The organism is Kitasatospora sp. NPDC048545, from assembly GCF_040651155.1.
GTDB lineage: Bacteria > Actinomycetota > Actinomycetes > Streptomycetales > Streptomycetaceae > Kitasatospora.
Genome location: NZ_JBEZIQ010000033.1, coordinates 18,397 through 33,276 on the forward strand (window position 1 = coordinate 18,397; position 14,880 = coordinate 33,276).

General features: G+C 73.1%; 13 protein-coding genes. 5 read left to right on the forward strand and 8 right to left on the reverse strand.

All coding sequences use genetic code 11. The annotated features are described in order from the left end of the window. The first annotated feature begins 1 nt into the window (after position 1). The 4 genes from AB0D10_RS27845 (at position 2) to soxR (ending at position 4,190) form a co-directional block, all read left to right on the forward strand. Positions 2-379: a YrdB family protein gene (locus AB0D10_RS27845; RefSeq protein ID WP_360261527.1), complete on the forward strand. Its 378-nt coding sequence runs from the start codon at positions 2-4 to the stop codon at positions 377-379. A 156-nt stretch (positions 380-535) separates the two neighbouring features. Next, the gene (locus tag AB0D10_RS27850; protein WP_360261529.1) at positions 536-913 is read left to right on the forward strand and encodes a YrdB family protein; all 378 of its coding nucleotides are present in this window, start codon (positions 536-538) and stop codon (positions 911-913) included. 191 nt (positions 914-1,104) lie between these two features. Then, complete coding sequence (locus AB0D10_RS27855) at positions 1,105-3,474, forward strand: immune inhibitor A domain-containing protein (RefSeq protein WP_360261531.1); 2,370 nt, start codon at positions 1,105-1,107, stop codon at positions 3,472-3,474. A 263-nt stretch (positions 3,475-3,737) separates the two neighbouring features. Then, positions 3,738-4,190 (forward strand): redox-sensitive transcriptional activator SoxR, encoded by a 453-nt coding sequence (gene soxR, locus AB0D10_RS27860; protein WP_360261534.1) that lies wholly within the window; start codon positions 3,738-3,740, stop codon positions 4,188-4,190. 161 nt (positions 4,191-4,351) lie between these two features. Here soxR and AB0D10_RS27865 read toward each other — a convergent pair whose 3' ends face one another. From AB0D10_RS27865 to AB0D10_RS27885, 5 genes are all read right to left on the reverse strand, one after another. Next, positions 4,352-5,329, reverse strand: a complete 978-nt coding sequence (locus AB0D10_RS27865) for an oligopeptide/dipeptide ABC transporter ATP-binding protein (protein ID WP_360261536.1) — start codon at positions 5,327-5,329, stop codon at positions 4,352-4,354. 73 nt (positions 5,330-5,402) lie between these two features. After that, complete coding sequence (locus AB0D10_RS27870) at positions 5,403-6,404, reverse strand: ABC transporter ATP-binding protein (protein WP_360261539.1); 1,002 nt, start codon at positions 6,402-6,404, stop codon at positions 5,403-5,405. Beyond that, positions 6,404-7,390 carry an ABC transporter permease gene (locus tag AB0D10_RS27875; RefSeq protein WP_360261542.1) on the reverse strand — a complete coding sequence of 329 codons (987 nt, stop codon included), beginning with the start codon at positions 7,388-7,390 and terminating at the stop codon, positions 6,404-6,406. Before AB0D10_RS27875 ends, AB0D10_RS27870 begins: the two co-directional genes overlap by 1 nt. Then, positions 7,387-8,349, reverse strand: coding sequence for an ABC transporter permease (locus AB0D10_RS27880; RefSeq protein ID WP_360261545.1), 963 nt, complete (start codon positions 8,347-8,349; stop codon positions 7,387-7,389). The genes AB0D10_RS27875 and AB0D10_RS27880 overlap by 4 nt, the downstream gene beginning before the upstream one ends. 13 nt (positions 8,350-8,362) lie before the next feature. Next, positions 8,363-10,114: an ABC transporter substrate-binding protein gene (locus AB0D10_RS27885; RefSeq protein WP_360261548.1), complete on the reverse strand. Its 1,752-nt coding sequence runs from the start codon at positions 10,112-10,114 to the stop codon at positions 8,363-8,365. 165 nt (positions 10,115-10,279) lie between these two features. On the opposite strand from AB0D10_RS27885, the gene AB0D10_RS27890 reads away from it, so the two are divergent. Further along, positions 10,280-11,731, forward strand: coding sequence for an aminopeptidase P family protein (locus AB0D10_RS27890; protein ID WP_360261551.1), 1,452 nt, complete (start codon positions 10,280-10,282; stop codon positions 11,729-11,731). Between the two features lie 169 nt (positions 11,732-11,900). On the opposite strand, the gene AB0D10_RS27895 is transcribed toward AB0D10_RS27890, so the two are convergent. From AB0D10_RS27895 to AB0D10_RS27905, 3 genes are read right to left on the reverse strand one after another with little or no spacing between them, the layout of a single operon-like run. Next, positions 11,901-12,923: a nitronate monooxygenase gene (locus AB0D10_RS27895; protein WP_360261554.1), complete on the reverse strand. Its 1,023-nt coding sequence runs from the start codon at positions 12,921-12,923 to the stop codon at positions 11,901-11,903. 43 nt (positions 12,924-12,966) lie between these two features. Next, the gene (locus AB0D10_RS27900; RefSeq protein WP_360261557.1) at positions 12,967-13,599 is read right to left on the reverse strand and encodes a response regulator transcription factor; all 633 of its coding nucleotides are present in this window, start codon (positions 13,597-13,599) and stop codon (positions 12,967-12,969) included. Next, the gene (locus AB0D10_RS27905) at positions 13,596-14,801 is read right to left on the reverse strand and encodes a sensor histidine kinase (RefSeq protein WP_360261560.1); all 1,206 of its coding nucleotides are present in this window, start codon (positions 14,799-14,801) and stop codon (positions 13,596-13,598) included. The genes AB0D10_RS27900 and AB0D10_RS27905 overlap by 4 nt, the downstream gene beginning before the upstream one ends. Positions 14,802-14,880: the final 79 nt, after the last annotated feature.

Genomic DNA, 14,880 nt, shown 5'->3' on the forward strand with positions numbered 1-14,880 from the left:
GATGAGGATCGACAGACCGGGCCCGGTCGGACAGCGGCAGTGGACCCCGCTGACCGCCGGCAACGCCGGCCTCGCCTTCGGGCTGGAGCTCGCCATGCTGGCGGCGCTCTGCTATTGGGGCTTCAGGACCGGTTCCACCCTGGGCACCCGGCTGCTGCTGGGGCTCGGCGCACCGGCCCTGGCGGCCACCGTCTGGGGCCTGTTCCTGGCCGCGGGCGGGCCGACGTTCCGGCTGCCGGTCGCCGCGGAGATCGTGCTCAAGCTGCTGACCCTGGGCACGGCCGCGCTCGCCCTGTATGCCGCCGGGCGGAGCACGCTCGCGGTGGTCTACGCCGTGCTGGTGGTGGTCAGCGTGGCCGTCGAGTACACCACCCGCTGACGGCAGGACCGCTGACGAACCGGCAGGTCGGAGGCATCGACCGGCAGCCGCAGGAAGATCCGTTGAGTTCGCCCTGCCGGGCTGCGACACTCCGCTTGACGGCCTGCCGGCCCGGGCGGCCCGGCGGGCGGGGACCGAGGCGGGGAGAGCGCACGGATGACGATCGACAGACCCGGCCCGACGGAGCGGCGACTGCGCAAGTCACTGGCCAAGGCCGGCACCGAACTCGGCTTCGGGGTGCAGCTCGCGAGCCTGGCGGCGCTCTGCTACTGGGGCTTCCGGACCGGTGACGGCCTGGCCCTGCGGCTGCTGCTGGGGCTCGGCGTCCCGGCCGCGGCCCGCGCGGTCTGGGACGTGTTCCTGGCCGAGCGCCGGGCGAAGGTCGAACTGCCGCTCGCCGCACGGCTGGCGCTCAAGCTGGTGCTGCTGGGCGCGGCCGCGGTCGCGCTGTACGCCACCGGGCCGGCCACCCTGGCGGCGGTGTTCGCGGCACTGGTGGTGTTCAGCCTGGTGCTGGACTTCGCCAACGGCTGACGGGTCCGGCCGCCCGCACGCCTGACGAAGCGGCACGAGGCCGCGCCGCAAGGGGCGTCGCACCTTTCGGGTGCGGCGCCCCTTCCGCTTGCGCCGGACCCCTTCCACGTGACCGGTGACATGTGAAATATTACCTGCGCTTCACCGACCGACGACCCGAAGCACCCCATCCTCCGGAAAGGACCGGTCAGTTGCGCAGACTGTCCGCGGCCCTCGCAGCCGCGCTCACCACGAGCGCGATAGCGGCCACCCTGCTGGGCACGCCCGCCCAGGCCGCACCCCCCGCACCCCTCGCCGTCACCGCCGCGGCCTCCGAGGCCGCCCAGCAGGGCGCCGAGGGCCCGCCCGCACCGCTCGTCCCGCAGGAACGCGAGCGCCAGGCGCTCCGCAGCAAGGCCCTGGAGCAGCTCAACAAGGGCGCCGTCGCCAAGAGCGCCGACAAACGGGCCCCGGCGAAGGTGAAGATCGGCAACGACTACGTCCAACTCGCCCACCAGCGCACGGACAAGGTCTTCGTGATCCTCGCCCAGTTCGGCGACGAGGTCGACGACTCCACGCAGTGGAACGGCCAGGCCCGCTACGGCGGCACCCCCGGCCCGCGCCACAACCAGATCCCGAAGCCGGGCAAGGACGACAACCACACACTGTGGTCACCGGACTTCGACCGGACGTACTACCAGAAGATGTTCTTCGACGACTCGCCCGGCGCCGTGTCGATGCGCAACTACTACCGCACCCAGTCCTCCGGCCGGTACGACGTCGAGGGCACCGTCAGCGACTGGGTCACCGTCCCGTACAACGAGGCCCGCTACGGCAGCAACAAGGGCCCGCAGGGCTCCGGCGCCTGGACCCAGGCCCAGGAGTTCGTCCGGGACGCCGTCAAGGCCTGGTACGACGGCGAGGTCGCCAAGGGCCGCTCCACCGCCGACATCAAGGCACAGCTCGCCCAGTACGACGTCTACGACCGCTACGACCACGACAAGGACGGCGAGTTCGCCCAGCCCGACGGCTACCTGGACAACGTCATCGTGGTCCACGCCGGCGTGGACGAGACCTGGGGCGGCGGCGCCCAGGGCGCTGACGCGCTGTGGGCGCACCGCAGTTGGGCCTTCCCCGACGCGACCGGCCAGACCGGCCCGGCCGGCGACAAGATCGGCGGCGCCCCCGTCGGCGACACCGGCCTGTACGTCTACGACTACGTCCAGGCGGGCGAGAACAGCGGCGTCGGCCTGTTCGCCCACGAGTACGGCCACAATCTCGGCCTGCCCGACCTCTACCCGACCAACGGCGGCGACAACAGCGTCAACTTCTGGTCGCTGATGTCCTCCGGCTCGTACCTGGGCAAGGGCCCCAACACCACCGGCGGCTACCCGGGCGACCTCGACGCCTGGAGCAAACTGCAGTTCGGCTGGCTCAACTACGACGAGGCGCAGGCCGCGACCCGCTCCAGCCACGCCCTCGGCGTCAGCAGCTACAACACCGACCAGGCGCAGGCGGTCCTCGTGCACCTGCCGGACGGCACCACCAGCACCGACCTCGCCGACCCCTACGAGGGCGGCAGACAGTGGTGGAGCGACACCGGCGACAACCTCGACAACTCCCTCGCCCGGGACGTCGACCTGCGCACCGCCGCCGGACCGGCCGCACTGGACGCCGCGGCCTGGTACGACGTCGAGCAGGACTACGACTTCCTGACCGTCGAGGCCTCCACCGACCAGGGCAAGCACTGGACCGCCCTCGGCGGCACCGTCGACGGCGCGCCGATCGGCAACACCAGCGCCAACACCCCAGGGCTGAGCGGCACTTCCGGCACCTACCGGAAGCTCCACATCCCGCTCGACGGCTACCTCGGACAGCAGGTCCGGCTGCGCTTCCACGTCACCTCGGACAGCAACACCCACGGCAAGGGCGTCCTGGTGGACGCCGTGCGCGCCACCGCCGCGGGTACGGAGCTGTTCGCCGACGGCGCGGAGAACGGAGCCGGCGGCTGGACGGCCAACGGCTTCACGGTGATCACCGGCCGCACCGCCGTCAAGCAGCACCCGCGGGCCTACATCGCCGAGAACCGCCGCTACACCGGCTACGGGGCGTTCCTGAGGACCGGGCCGTACAACTTCGGCTTCACCGGCGTCACCGGCAAGGCCAACGTGGTCGACCCCTACCCGTACCAGGAGGGCGTCCTGCTCTGGCTGTGGGACACCTCGTACGGCGACAACAACACCAAGGACCACCCCGGCGGCGGGCTGATCCTGCCGATCGACGCCCACCCCGCGCCGATCCGCTTCGCCGACGGCACCCTGGTCAACGCGCGGGCGCAGACCTTCGACGCCACCTTCTCGCTCAAGCCGACCACGCCGTTCACCCTGCACAAGGGCGGGGTCGCGGTGCGGATCCCGGCCGAGCCGGCCGTCCCGGTGTTCAACGACCACAGCGGGGTGTACGCCGACCCGGCCACGCCGCAGCTGACGGTGAAGGTCCCGGACACCAACACCAGGATCGAGGTCGTCCGGGAGTCCCAGGGCGGGCGGATCACCACCGTCCGGGTGGGCCCGGCCTCCTGAGCCGCCCGCGGCCGGCCCGCATGTGGGCCGGCCGCGCACGAGTGGGCCCCGGATCCCCCCGACGACGGGGATCCGGGGCTCTTCCGCGGCGGCGGTGTACCGGCGGGAGAAGAGTTCGCGCCATCCGCCGGAGGCCTCCCCGGGCGACGGCTCCGCTGGGTGACTGTCCAGCTCCGCAACGGTCGTGTCGCTCTTCACGGCAGCTGATCCGGTCATGTCGAGTACCGTAGAACTTCAAGAGAGCTTGACGTCCAGGAGCCGTCATGAGCACCGCACCGGTCGACCTGCTGAGCGTCGGCGACGTGGCCCGGCGGGCCGGGATAGCCACCTCGGCGGTGCGCTTCTACGAGGACCAGGGGCTGATCACCTCGGAACGGTCGGCCGGCAACCAGCGCCGCTACCGCCGGCACGTGCTGCGCCGGATCTCGCTCATCCTGGTCGCCAAGCGGCTCGGCATCCCGCTCAGCGAGGTCGCCGAGGTCTTCGCCGGCCTCCCGGAGGACCGGATGCCCGGCAAGCACGACTGGGAGCGCATCTCCCTGCGCTGGGCCGAACAACTGCGCGCCCGCCGGCTGGAACTGGAGCGGCTGGAGGGCGAGCTCACCGGCTGCATCGGCTGCGGCTGCGTGTCGCTGCGCCGCTGCCGGGTGCTCAACCCCGGCGACGAACTGGCCGCCGAGGGGCCCGGCCCGCGCCTGCTGCTGCCGGAGGACTGAACACCCCGGCGCCGTGCGCACCCGGCCCGGCGAACACCCGGTGGCACGGCGAACACCAGGCGGCACGGGTGGAACCCGGTCGGACGCGGCCCTCGAAGGGTTCCCCGCCGCGCCCGACCGGGGGTCTCGGCGCCCGGATCACACCTCCGGGCGGTCCCGGATCACACGTCCGGGAAGTGACAGGCCGCCTGCCGACTGCCCGGGCCGGCGATCCGCAGCAGCGGCCGTTCCGTCCGGCACAGCTCCTGCGCCTTCGGGCAGCGCGGGTGGAAGCTGCACCCGGGTGGCGGGTCGGCCGGGCTCGGCGGGTCGCCGAGCAGCACGATCCGCTCCCGGGTCCGCTCCGCCTCCGGGTCCGGCAGCGGCACCGCGGACAGCAGCGCCCGGGTGTACGGGTGCGCGGGGCTGCGGTACACCTCGGCCTTGTCGCCGATCTCCACGATCCGGCCCAGGTACATCACCGCGACCCGGTCGCAGACCCGCTTGACCACCGAGAGGTCGTGCGCGATGAACACGTACGCCAGTCCCAGCTCCTGCTGGAGCCGCTCCATCAGGTTGACCACCTGGGCCTGGATGGACACGTCCAGCGCGGAGACCGGCTCGTCGGCGATCACCAGCCGCGGCGAGGTGGCCAGCGAGCGGGCGATGCCGATCCGCTGCGCCTGGCCGCCGGAGAACTCGTGCGGGTAGCGGTCCAGGTGTTCGGGGATCAGCCCGACCAGTTCCATCAGCTCGGCCGCCCGCTTGCGCGCGGCCGTCGCGCTCTCGCCCTGGACCAGCAGCGGCTCGGAGATGATCCGGGACACCGTCTGCCGGGGGTTGAGCGAGGAGTACGGGTCCTGGAAGACCATCTGCAGGTCCCGCCGGTGCGGGCGCAGCCGGGCCTGGGAGAGCCCGCCGATCTCGGTGCCGTCGAAGGTGACGGTGCCCGAGGTCGGGTCCAGCAGCCGGACGATCATCCGGCCGGTGGTGGACTTGCCGCAGCCGGACTCGCCGACCAGGCCGAGCGTCTCCCCCGCGCCGACGTCGAAGCTGACGCCGTCCACGGCCCGGACCGGTGCGCCCGGCCGCCCGGTGCGGCCGCGCCGGCCGGGGAAGGTCTTCACCAGGTCCCGTACGGACAGCAGCGGTTCGCTCATGCGCCCACCTCGCTTCGCTCGGCAGGGGCGTCCGCCCGCTCGCGCCTGTTGGTCGTGTGTTCGCTTCGTTCGCTCACGGGAGCACCCCTTCCGGCACCAGCGGCAGGTGGCAGGCGGCCTGGTGGCCGGGGGCGAGCGCGCCGAGCAGGGGGCGTTCGGCCAGGCAACGGGCGTGCTCCTCGGCGGACGCGCCAGTGGTGCGGGCGCAGCGCGGGGCGAAGGAGCAGCCGGGGGCGGGGGCGATCAGCGACGGCGGGCTGCCGGGGATGGCCCGCAGCGGGGCGTCGTCGGCGTCGTCCAGGCGCGGCAGCGAGTCCAGCAGGCCGCGCGTGTACGGGTGCGCTGGCCGTGCGAACAGCGCTGTCACCGGGGCCTGTTCGGCCGCCCGGCCGCCGTACATGACCAGCACCTCGTGGGCGACCCGGGCGACCACGCCGAGGTCGTGGGTGATCATCACGACGCCGAGGCCGCGCTCCTGCTGGATCCGGGCGATCAGGTCGAGGATCTGGGCCTGGACGGTGACGTCGAGCGCCGTGGTGGGCTCGTCGGCGATCAGCAGGTCGGGCTCGCAGGCCAGCGCCATGGCGATCATGACGCGCTGGCGCATGCCGCCGGAGAACTGGTGCGGGTACTCGTCGACCCGGCGGGCCGGTTCGGGGATGCCGACCTCGGCCAGCATCTCCACCGCGCGGGCCCGGCCCGCCTTGCGGTTGGCCTTGAAGTGCACCCGGTAGTGCTCGGCGATCTGCTCGCCGACGGTGTAGAAGGGGTGCAGGCTGGACAGCGGGTCCTGGAAGATCATCGCGACCCGGCGGCCCCGGACCGCGCCCAGCTCCTTCTCCCCGAGCCCGTTCAGCTCCTGCCCGTGCAGCCGGATCGAGCCGGTGACGGCGGCGCCGCGGTGCAGGCCCATGACGGCGAGCGAGGTGACGGACTTGCCGCTGCCGGACTCGCCGACCAGGCCGAGGGTGCGTCCGGCCTCGACGGCGAAGGAGATGCCGTCCACGGCCCGGACCGTGCCGCGCGGGGTGTCGAAGGCGACCCTGAGGTCCTCGACCTCCAACAAGCTCGTCATCAGTACCTCACTCTCGGGTCGACGAACGCGTAGAGCAGGTCGACCAGCAGGTTCGCCGCGACGATGAAGAAGGCCGCGAGCAGGGTGACGCCGAGGATGACGGGCTGGTCGGAGCGGCCCAGGCCGTCGTAGAACAGCCGGCCGACACCGGGCAGTCCGAAGATGGACTCGGTGATGACGGCTCCGGCGAGCAGCCCGCCGAGGTCCATGCCGAAGATGGTGAGGATCGGCGTCATCCCGGCGCGCAGCCCGTGCTTGACCGTGACCGTCCGCGCCGGCAGGCCCTTGGCCCGGGCGGTGCGGATGTACGGCTCGGCCATCGCCTCGATCATCGCGTTGCGGCTCTGCCGGGCGTACATGGCCGCGTACAGCAGGGCCAGGGCGATCCACGGCAGCAGCAGGTTGGAGGCCCACGCGAAGGGGTTCTCGGTGAACTGGTGGTAGGCCGGGTAGGGCAGCAGCCCGGCCGTCCTGACGACGCCCCAGATCAGCATGATCGAGGTGAAGTAGACCGGCAGCGAGGCGGTGCCGACCGAGAGCACCATCAGCGTCCGGTCGACCGGCCGGCCCTTGCGCAGCGCCGAGGTGACGCCCGCGCCGAGGCCGAGGATCAGCCAGAGCACGGCCGCGCCGAGGGCCAGCGAGACGGAGACCGGCAGCCGGTCGGTCAGCAGGTCCCACACCGGCAGCCCGTACTCGTAGGAGTAGCCGAGGCACGGGAAGCCGCAGTGCACGGCGCTGGGGCCGGTGCCGTAGTCGCGGCCGGCGAAGATGCCGCCGAGGTAGGCGAGGAACTGGTCCCAGACCGGCTTGTCCAGGCCCATCGCCGCCTTGACGTCGGCGAGCCGCTCGGGGCTGCAGGTCTTGCCGCAGGCCGCCGCGGCCGGGTCGTTGGGCAGCAGGTAGAAGATGGTGAAGGTGATGGCGCAGATGGCGAGCAGGATGCCCGCCACGCCGAGCAGTCGGCGGCCGAGGTAGAGGATCACGACCGGCCTCCCCGGGGGTCGAGGATGTCGCGCAGCGCGTCCCCGAGCAGGGTGAACGCGAGCACGGCGAGGAACAGGAAGGCCGTCGGGATCAGGAAGTACGTCGGGTCGGTCTCGTAGTGCACGATGCTCTCGGCGATCATCTGCCCCCAGGACGGGGTCGGCGGGCGCACGCCCACGCCGAGGTAGCTGAGCGCGGCCTCGGTGGCGATCATGCCGGGGATGAGCAGCGTGGTGTACGCGATGATCGGGCCGGAGACGTTCGGCAGGATCTCCCTGGTGAGGATCCGCCAGGACCGGGCGCCGCCGACCTTGGCGGCCTCGACGTACTCGCGGTGCTTGAGCGACAGCGTCTGTCCGCGGACCACGCGGGCGATGCCGGGCCAGGTGAACAGGCCGATCACCAGGGTGATCAGCAGGATCCGGTTGACGTCCTTGGCGACCGACATCATCGCGATCATGAAGATCAGCGACGGGAAGGACATCGTGAGGTCCATCAGCCGGGACAGCAGCGTGTCGGTGCGGCCGCCGAAGTAGCCGGCCGCGATGCCCGCCAGGGTGCCGGCGACCACGACGACCGCGGTCGCGGTGAACGCGATCAGCAGGGACACCTGCCCGCCGTGCAGCACCCGGGCGAACAGGTCGCGCCCGGTGATCGGCTCGACGCCCAGCCAGTGCCGGGTGCTGATGCCGCCGAAGTCGCCCCGGGGCAGGCCGCCCAGGTACGGGTCCACGGCGCGCTTGTCGAACTCCTCGGGGGTCCAGCCGCCGAGCGAGCTCAGCGGTCCGGCCAGCGCGGCGGCCAGGAGCAGCACGCCGACGGTGATCAGCCCGAACCGGGCCGGGCCCTTGGCCCACAGCTGGTCCCAGACCAGCCGCCACGGCCCCCGCCCGGCCCCGTTCTCGGCGCCCGCCGCCGTGGCGCCGGCCACAGCGGCGGGCTCAGTGGTGGTACTCATCGGTGTCGGCCCCTCAGCCCTTGCCCTTGGCGGGGTCCTTGAGGCCGACCACGGCGAGGTCGATCATGCCGGCGTACCCGGAGTTGCCGAACGCGCCGGCGACGTTGGTGCCCACCAGCAGGGGGCGGCGCTGCCACATCAGCGGGACGGCCGGGGCCTTCTTCATCAGGTCCTGGTCCAGCTGCTGCCAGGCCTTGTTGGCCTCGTTGACGTCCGTCATGGCCGCGATCTGGTCCATCCGGTCCATCGTGGCCTGGTCCCGGAACTGGCTGTAGTTGCCCTGGTTGCCCTTCTCCTTGATGGTGCGGCCGTCGAAGAGGAACGGCAGGAAGGTGGCACCGGACGGGTAGTCGGGGCACCAGCCGTTGATGGTCAGCTCGGGGGCGTTCTTGATGTCGCCGATGGTGTCGGCGAACGCCGACGGGTCCGTGGTGTTGACGGTGACCTGGACGCCGGCCTTCGCCAGCGACTGCTGGATCGCCTCGGCGCGGGTCTTGTCGCCGAGCGAGACGGTGAGCGCGACCTTGAGGTCGGCCCTGCCCGCCTCCTTGAGCAGCGTCTTCGCCTTCTCCGGGTCGCCGGCCGCCGGGATCTTCAGCGGGTCGGAGGTGACGCCGCCGGTCAGGGACGGGGGCAGGTAGGAGGTCGCCACGTCGGTCACCGCCGGGCCGCCGAACGCCGTCACCTGCGCCTCGCGGTCGACCGCCCACATCATCGCCTCGCGCACCTTCGGGTCGTCGAAGGGGGCCTTGGCGGTGTTCATGTAGAGCATGTCGGTGCAGCCGGTCCGCTCGGCCACCATGCGGGACTTGACGTCCGCCTTGGGCAGTACCTTGGCGACGGTCTCGTGCTGCATCCAGGGCATGTTGACGGCGTTGGCGTCGGCGCCGTCACTGGCGATGATCCGGTCGTCGGCCTGGCCGCCCTTGATGCCCTGGGTGACCACGACCTTGTCCGGGTAGGCCTTGCGGACGGTGTCGGTGGCCGGGTCCCAGTTGGTGTTGCGGACCAGCACCAGCTGCTTGCCGCGGTCGTAGGTCTCGATCTTGTACGGGCCGGAGGAGAACGGCCGGGAGTCGTACTGGGTGCCCTTCTCCTGGGACTGCGGCACCGGGGAGAAGGTCGGCAGGGTGACGGTGTCCGAGAACTCGGCGACCGGGCGCTTCAGGTGGAAGGCGATCGTCCTGTCGTCCGGCGTCTCGATGCTCGCCAGGTGCTCGCCGGTCAGCGGGCCCTTGTAGTTCTCGCCGCCGGCCAGGTACTGCGCCGCGTAGTCGGGGCCGCCGGTGAGGTCCGGGGAGAAGGACCGCTCGACGTTGTACTTGATGTCGGCGGACTTGATCGGGCTGCCGTCCTCGTACTTCAGGCCCTCCTTGAGGGTGAAGGTCCACACCTTGCCGCCCTCGGAGGACGTGCCCAGGTCGGTGGCGAGGTCCGGGACGATCTCGCTGCCGGCGGCGCCCGGTTCGGACTTGAAAGTGGTCAGGGTGCGGTAGAGCAGCCGGGTCCCGAAGTCCATGTGCGGCACCACCCAGTTGCGGGCCGGGTCGAGGTGGGCGAAGTCCTGGTTGGTCAGGACGGTGAGCGTGCCGCCCTTGGCCGGGGTCCCGCCGACGATCGAGCCGCTCTCCGCGCCCGGGCCCTTGGTGCTGGAGGGGGCCGCGTCACCGCCACTGTCGCTCTTGTCGTTCTTGCAGGCCCCGAGGCCGAGGGTGAGGGTCGCCGCGAGGGCCGCCGCGAGGGCGGCGTGGGTGCGCCTGGTCATGTGCAACTCCGCTGTGGGGGGCCTGATCCGGCCGCTCCGCTGTGTGACCCGTAACATAGTAATGTGAAATTGCACTGCACAAGAGGTGACGCCGCCCGTTACCGAGCTGTGTCCGTGCCCGCACCCCCGCCACGCATCTCCCCAGCCCCGCCTAGGAGTTCACCGGTGACCCTCCCCCAGACCGGCCTCAGCACCGGGAGCCACGACCTCCCGGTCACCCCCGCCCTCGCCGCCTTCATGGGCACCCGCTGGGCCGCCACCCCGCTCCCCACCGACCTGCGCGTCCCCGGGTACGACCGCTTCCCCGGCCGCCGGGCCCGCCTCTCCGCCGCCTTCCCCGGCGAACGGCTGATCGTCCCGGCCGGCCGGCTCAAGGTCCGCTGCAACGACCTCGACCACCGCTTCCGCCCGCACAGCGCGTACGTCTGGCTCACCGGACTCACCGGCGAGGACCAGGCCGACCACGTCCTCGTCCTCGAACCGGCCGGCCCCGAAGGCCACGAACCCGTCCTCCACCTGCGCCCCCGGTCCCCGCGCGACGGCGGCGAGTTCTACCGCGACCGCCGCTACGGCGAGTTCTGGGTCGGCCCCCGGCCCGACCTCGCCGAAGCCGCCCTGCTCACCGGCATCCGCACCCGACACCTCGACGACCTGGGCGCACTGCTCTCCGGCCCCCAGCCGCCCACCCGCGTCCTCACCGGCACCGACGCCCTCGTCGACGAGGCCGCCGGACGGCGCACCGCCACCGCCGAGGACGGTGAACTGGCCGCCTTGCTCTCCGAGTTGCGCCTGGTCAAGGACGAGTGGGAGATCGGCCAGCTGCAACTCGCCGTCGACCACACCACCACCGGCTTCCAGGACGTCGTCCGCGCCCTGCCCGCCGCCCTGCGCCACCACCGCGGCGAACGCTGGATCGAAGGCGTCTTCGACCTGCGCGCCCGCGCCGAGGGCAACGGCACCGCCTACACCACCATCGCCGCCTCCGGCGCCCACGCCTGCGTCCTGCACTGGATCCGCAACGACGGCGCCCTCGACCCGGACTCCCTGCTCCTGCTGGACGCCGGCGTCGAAACGGACACCCTCTACGCCGCCGACATCACCCGCACCCTCCCTCTCGGCGGCACCTTCACCCCCGTCCAACGCCAGGCCTACGAACTGGTCCTGGCCGCCCAGAGCGCCGGCATCGCCGCCCTGCGCCCAGGCGCCCGCTTCCGCGACTTCCACCGCGCCGCCATGCAGGTCATCGCCGAAGGCCTCGCCGACTGGGGCGTCCTGCGCGTCCCCGCCGAACAGGCCCTCGCCGAGGACAACGGCCTGTACCGCCGCTACACCCTCTGCGGCAGCGGCCACATGCTCGGCCTCGACTACCACGACTGCGCCAAGTCCCGCGCCGACCGCTACCTCGACGGCGTCCTGGAGGAGGGCATGGTCCTCACCGTCGAACCCGGCCTCTACCTCCAGCCCGACGACGAGACCCTCCCCGTCGAGCTGCGCGGCCTCGGCATCCGCATCGAGGACGACCTGGTGATCACGGCGGAGGGCGCCCACCTGATGTCGGGCGCCCTCCCGAGGACGGTCAAGGACGTCGAGTCCTGGATGTCCGACCTGCTGGCGTGACCGCTCCGGGCCGAGCGGACGGTCAGGCCACCTTGATCGTCCGCTCGCCCTGCCGGACGGTCACCTCGACCTCGCCACCGATCGCGGCGGCGTAGGCGCGGAGGTTGTCCAGCTCGATCCTCTCCCGCGAGGGACAACACGCCGCCGTGCCCGGCGCGCGCCGGGCGCACTACCCCCGGGCGGCGCGCCACAGGTCGGCGACGATGGCCTCCGCCGGACCGGGCTCGGCCAGGTGGTGGGCGGTGCCGGCCCAGAGGTGCATGGCCGTGGTGTCGCCGCGGCGGGTGGCGGCGGCCCGGAGCGGGGCGGTGAGGTGGTGGACCTCGGGGTAGGCGGGCGGGGCGTACGGGCCGTGGCGGTCGATGAAGGCGTTGCGCAGCCCGCGCGCGGGGCGGCCGGTGAAGGCGCGGGTGACGGTCGTCTCCGGGAGTCCGGTGAGCGCCGCCCGGTGCGCCGCCGAGGCGCCGGACTCGTCGGCGCGCAGCAGCGCCGTGCCCAGCTGCACCGCGACCGCCCCCGCCCGCAGCGCCGCCGCGATCGCCGCGCCGTCGCCGATCCCGCCGGCGGCGATCAGCGGCAGCGCCGTCACCTCCCGCACGGCGGGGAGCAGTTCGAGCAGCGGCAGCCCGCCCGGCGGGTCCGCGACCCGGTGGGTGCCCCGGTGCCCGCCTGCCTCCGGGCCCTGCACGCACAGCGCGTCCATCCCCACCGCCTGCGCTGCCTGCGCCTCCTCCGGCGTGGTGACGGTGCCGATCTGCAGCGTTCCGACGGCTCGCAGCGCCGCGGCCTCCTCGGCCGTGGGCAGGCCGAAGGTGTAGGAGACCACCGGTACCGGGTCGGCGAGCAGCGCGGCGAGCTTGGCCTCCCAGTCGTCCCGGTCCGGCCCGATGTCGTCCGGCAGCGTAACCCCCCACTGCTCGGCCTCGGGCCGCAGCCGCTCCCGGTAGGCGGCGACGGCGGCCCGGTCCCCGGGCGGTGCCGGGACGAAGAGGTTCACCCCGAACGGCCGGTCGCCGGACTTCCGTACCAGTGCGACCTGTTCGGTCATCGCGGTGGCGCTCCGGTACCCGGCCGCGAGGAAGCCCAGTCCGCCGGCCCGGTTCACCGCGGCGACCAGTTCCGGGGTCGAGGCCCCGCCCGCCATCGGTGCGGCGATCACCGGTACGGCGAGTTCGTCGAGACGCACGGCCATCGGGGTTCCTCCACTCCACCGGAAGGTTCGGACCCCGCCCACCCTACGCCCGGCGGATCAGCCCCCGCCCGCGCGCCTCCCGCACCGCCGCGGTGCGCGAGTCCACCCCCAACTTGGTGTAGATGTGCACCAGGTGGGACTTCACGGTGGCCTGGCTCAGGTGCAGCCGCTGGCTGACCTGCTGGTTGGTCAGCCCGTCGGCGACCAGCCCCAGCACCTCGGTCTCCCGCGCGCTGAGCGCGGCCGCGGGCGTGCGCATCCGTTCCAGCAGCCGGTCCGCGACGCTGGACGCGAGCGCCGAGCGGCCGGCCGCGGCGGCCCGCACGGCCTGGGCGAGTTCCTCCGGCGGCGCGTCCTTGAGCAGGTACCCGGTGGCGCCGGCCTCTAGGGCGGGCAGGGTGTCGGCGTCGGTGTCGTACGTGGTGACGACCAGGACCCGCGGCGCGCCCGGCCGGGCGGTGATCGCCGCGGTGGCCTGCGCGCCGTTCATCGCCGAGCCGGGCCCGAACTGGAGGTCCATCAGCACCACGTCGACGCCCTCGCCGGCCGCCAGTTCGACGGCCCGCTCGGCGGTCGCCGCCTCCGCGACGATCGCGAAGTCCGGTTCGCCCTCCAGCACGGCCCGCAGCCCGGCCCGGACCACGGGGTGGTCGTCCGCGATCAGCAGCCGGATCACGACCCGGCCTCCGGGGTGACCGGCAGCTGCACCGCCACCGCGGTGCCCTCCCCGGGCGCGGCCTCCACCGTGAAGGTGCCGCCGAGCGCCCGGGCCCGGGCCCGCATCGAGGGCAGCCCGAACCCGCCGTCCCCGCCGGTGCGGTCCGCGACCGCCGCCGGGTCGAACCCGGCCCCGTCATCGAACACGTCGAGCGCCACCTCGCCCTCCATGTAGCTGAGTGTCACCTCGGCCCGCGAGGCCTTCGCGTGCCGGACGGTGTTGCCGAGCGCCGACTGCGCGATCCGCAGCAGCGCGATCTCCTGCGCGACCGGCAGCCGTACCGGGTCGCCGGAGACGTGCAGGTGGACGGGCAGTGCGCCGTGCGCCGTCGTGGTCGCGCACAGCCGCTCCAGGGCGACCGGCAGCGGGTCGCTCTCCAGCGCGGGCGGGGTGAGCGCGCGGACGAAGCGCCGGGCCTCGTCCAGGTTGTCCTGGGCGGCCTGCCGCGCCTGCTCGACGTACCCGGCGGCGGCCTCGGTGCGCTCGGGCAGGGCCCGCTGGGCCGCCCGCAGCAGCAGCTGGATGGAGCTGAGGCTCTGCGCGAGGGTGTCGTGGATCTCCCGGGCGAGGCGTTCGCGTTCGGCCAGCACCCCGGCGGTGTGGTGGGCGGCGGCGAGGTCGGCGCGGGCCGCGGTGAGTTCGTCGATCAGCCGGCGGCGTTCCTCGCTCTCGCGGTAGAGCGCCTGGTAGCCGAGCACGGTGGCGGTGGCGACGGCGGCGCCGAGGGCGGGCCCGATCGAGGCGGCGATGCTGAAGCTGTGCTGGTGCCAGGACCACGCGGCGATCGCCGCGACGGCGGTCAGCCCGACGGCGACCAGCCCCCCGCGTCGCCCGAGCAGGTGCAGTTCCAGGAAGTACAGCGGGAACGCCAGCCAGACCCCGTCCTGGGTGGCGAGCAGCACGCCCGCCCAGGTGACGCCGAGCAGGGCCAGCCAGAGCGCGGCCGCCCGGCGCGAGCGGCGGACGGCGGCCAGCCGCGGCCCGACGGCGTAGACCGCGCCCATCGCGGTGGCCGCGGCGGCGACGGCCGCCGGGTCGCCGCCGTGGTCGCCGAGGACGGCCCTGGCGACGGCGAGGACGAGCAGGCCCGCCACGAGCAGGTGCAGGCAGACCTGGAGTACGCGGGCGACGGGGATGGTTCTGGATCGTTCGGTCGCCATCCGTCCAGCCTAAGTTCCTTCCCCGGGCCCGGCATCAATCAAAAGGTTGAACTCCGCTTCTGTCCTTTGATGCCCAGGA

What these genes read in the sequence shown, in the direction of transcription:
- AB0D10_RS27870 (WP_360261539.1), bottom strand. Translation starts at nt 6,404, where the DNA reads ATGACGAGCTTGTTGGAGGTCGAGGACCTCAGGGTCGCCTTCGACACC.
- AB0D10_RS27845 (WP_360261527.1), top strand. Translation starts at nt 2, where the DNA reads ATGAGGATCGACAGACCGGGCCCGGTCGGACAGCGGCAGTGGACCCCG.
- AB0D10_RS27885 (WP_360261548.1), bottom strand. Translation starts at nt 10,114, where the DNA reads ATGACCAGGCGCACCCACGCCGCCCTCGCGGCGGCCCTCGCGGCGACC.
- soxR (WP_360261534.1), top strand. Translation starts at nt 3,738, where the DNA reads ATGAGCACCGCACCGGTCGACCTGCTGAGCGTCGGCGACGTGGCCCGG.
- AB0D10_RS27905 (WP_360261560.1), bottom strand. Translation starts at nt 14,801, where the DNA reads ATGGCGACCGAACGATCCAGAACCATCCCCGTCGCCCGCGTACTCCAG.
- AB0D10_RS27865 (WP_360261536.1), bottom strand. Translation starts at nt 5,329, where the DNA reads ATGAGCGAACCGCTGCTGTCCGTACGGGACCTGGTGAAGACCTTCCCC.
- AB0D10_RS27880 (WP_360261545.1), bottom strand. Translation starts at nt 8,349, where the DNA reads ATGAGTACCACCACTGAGCCCGCCGCTGTGGCCGGCGCCACGGCGGCG.
- AB0D10_RS27850 (WP_360261529.1), top strand. Translation starts at nt 536, where the DNA reads ATGACGATCGACAGACCCGGCCCGACGGAGCGGCGACTGCGCAAGTCA.
- AB0D10_RS27895 (WP_360261554.1), bottom strand. Translation starts at nt 12,923, where the DNA reads ATGGCCGTGCGTCTCGACGAACTCGCCGTACCGGTGATCGCCGCACCG.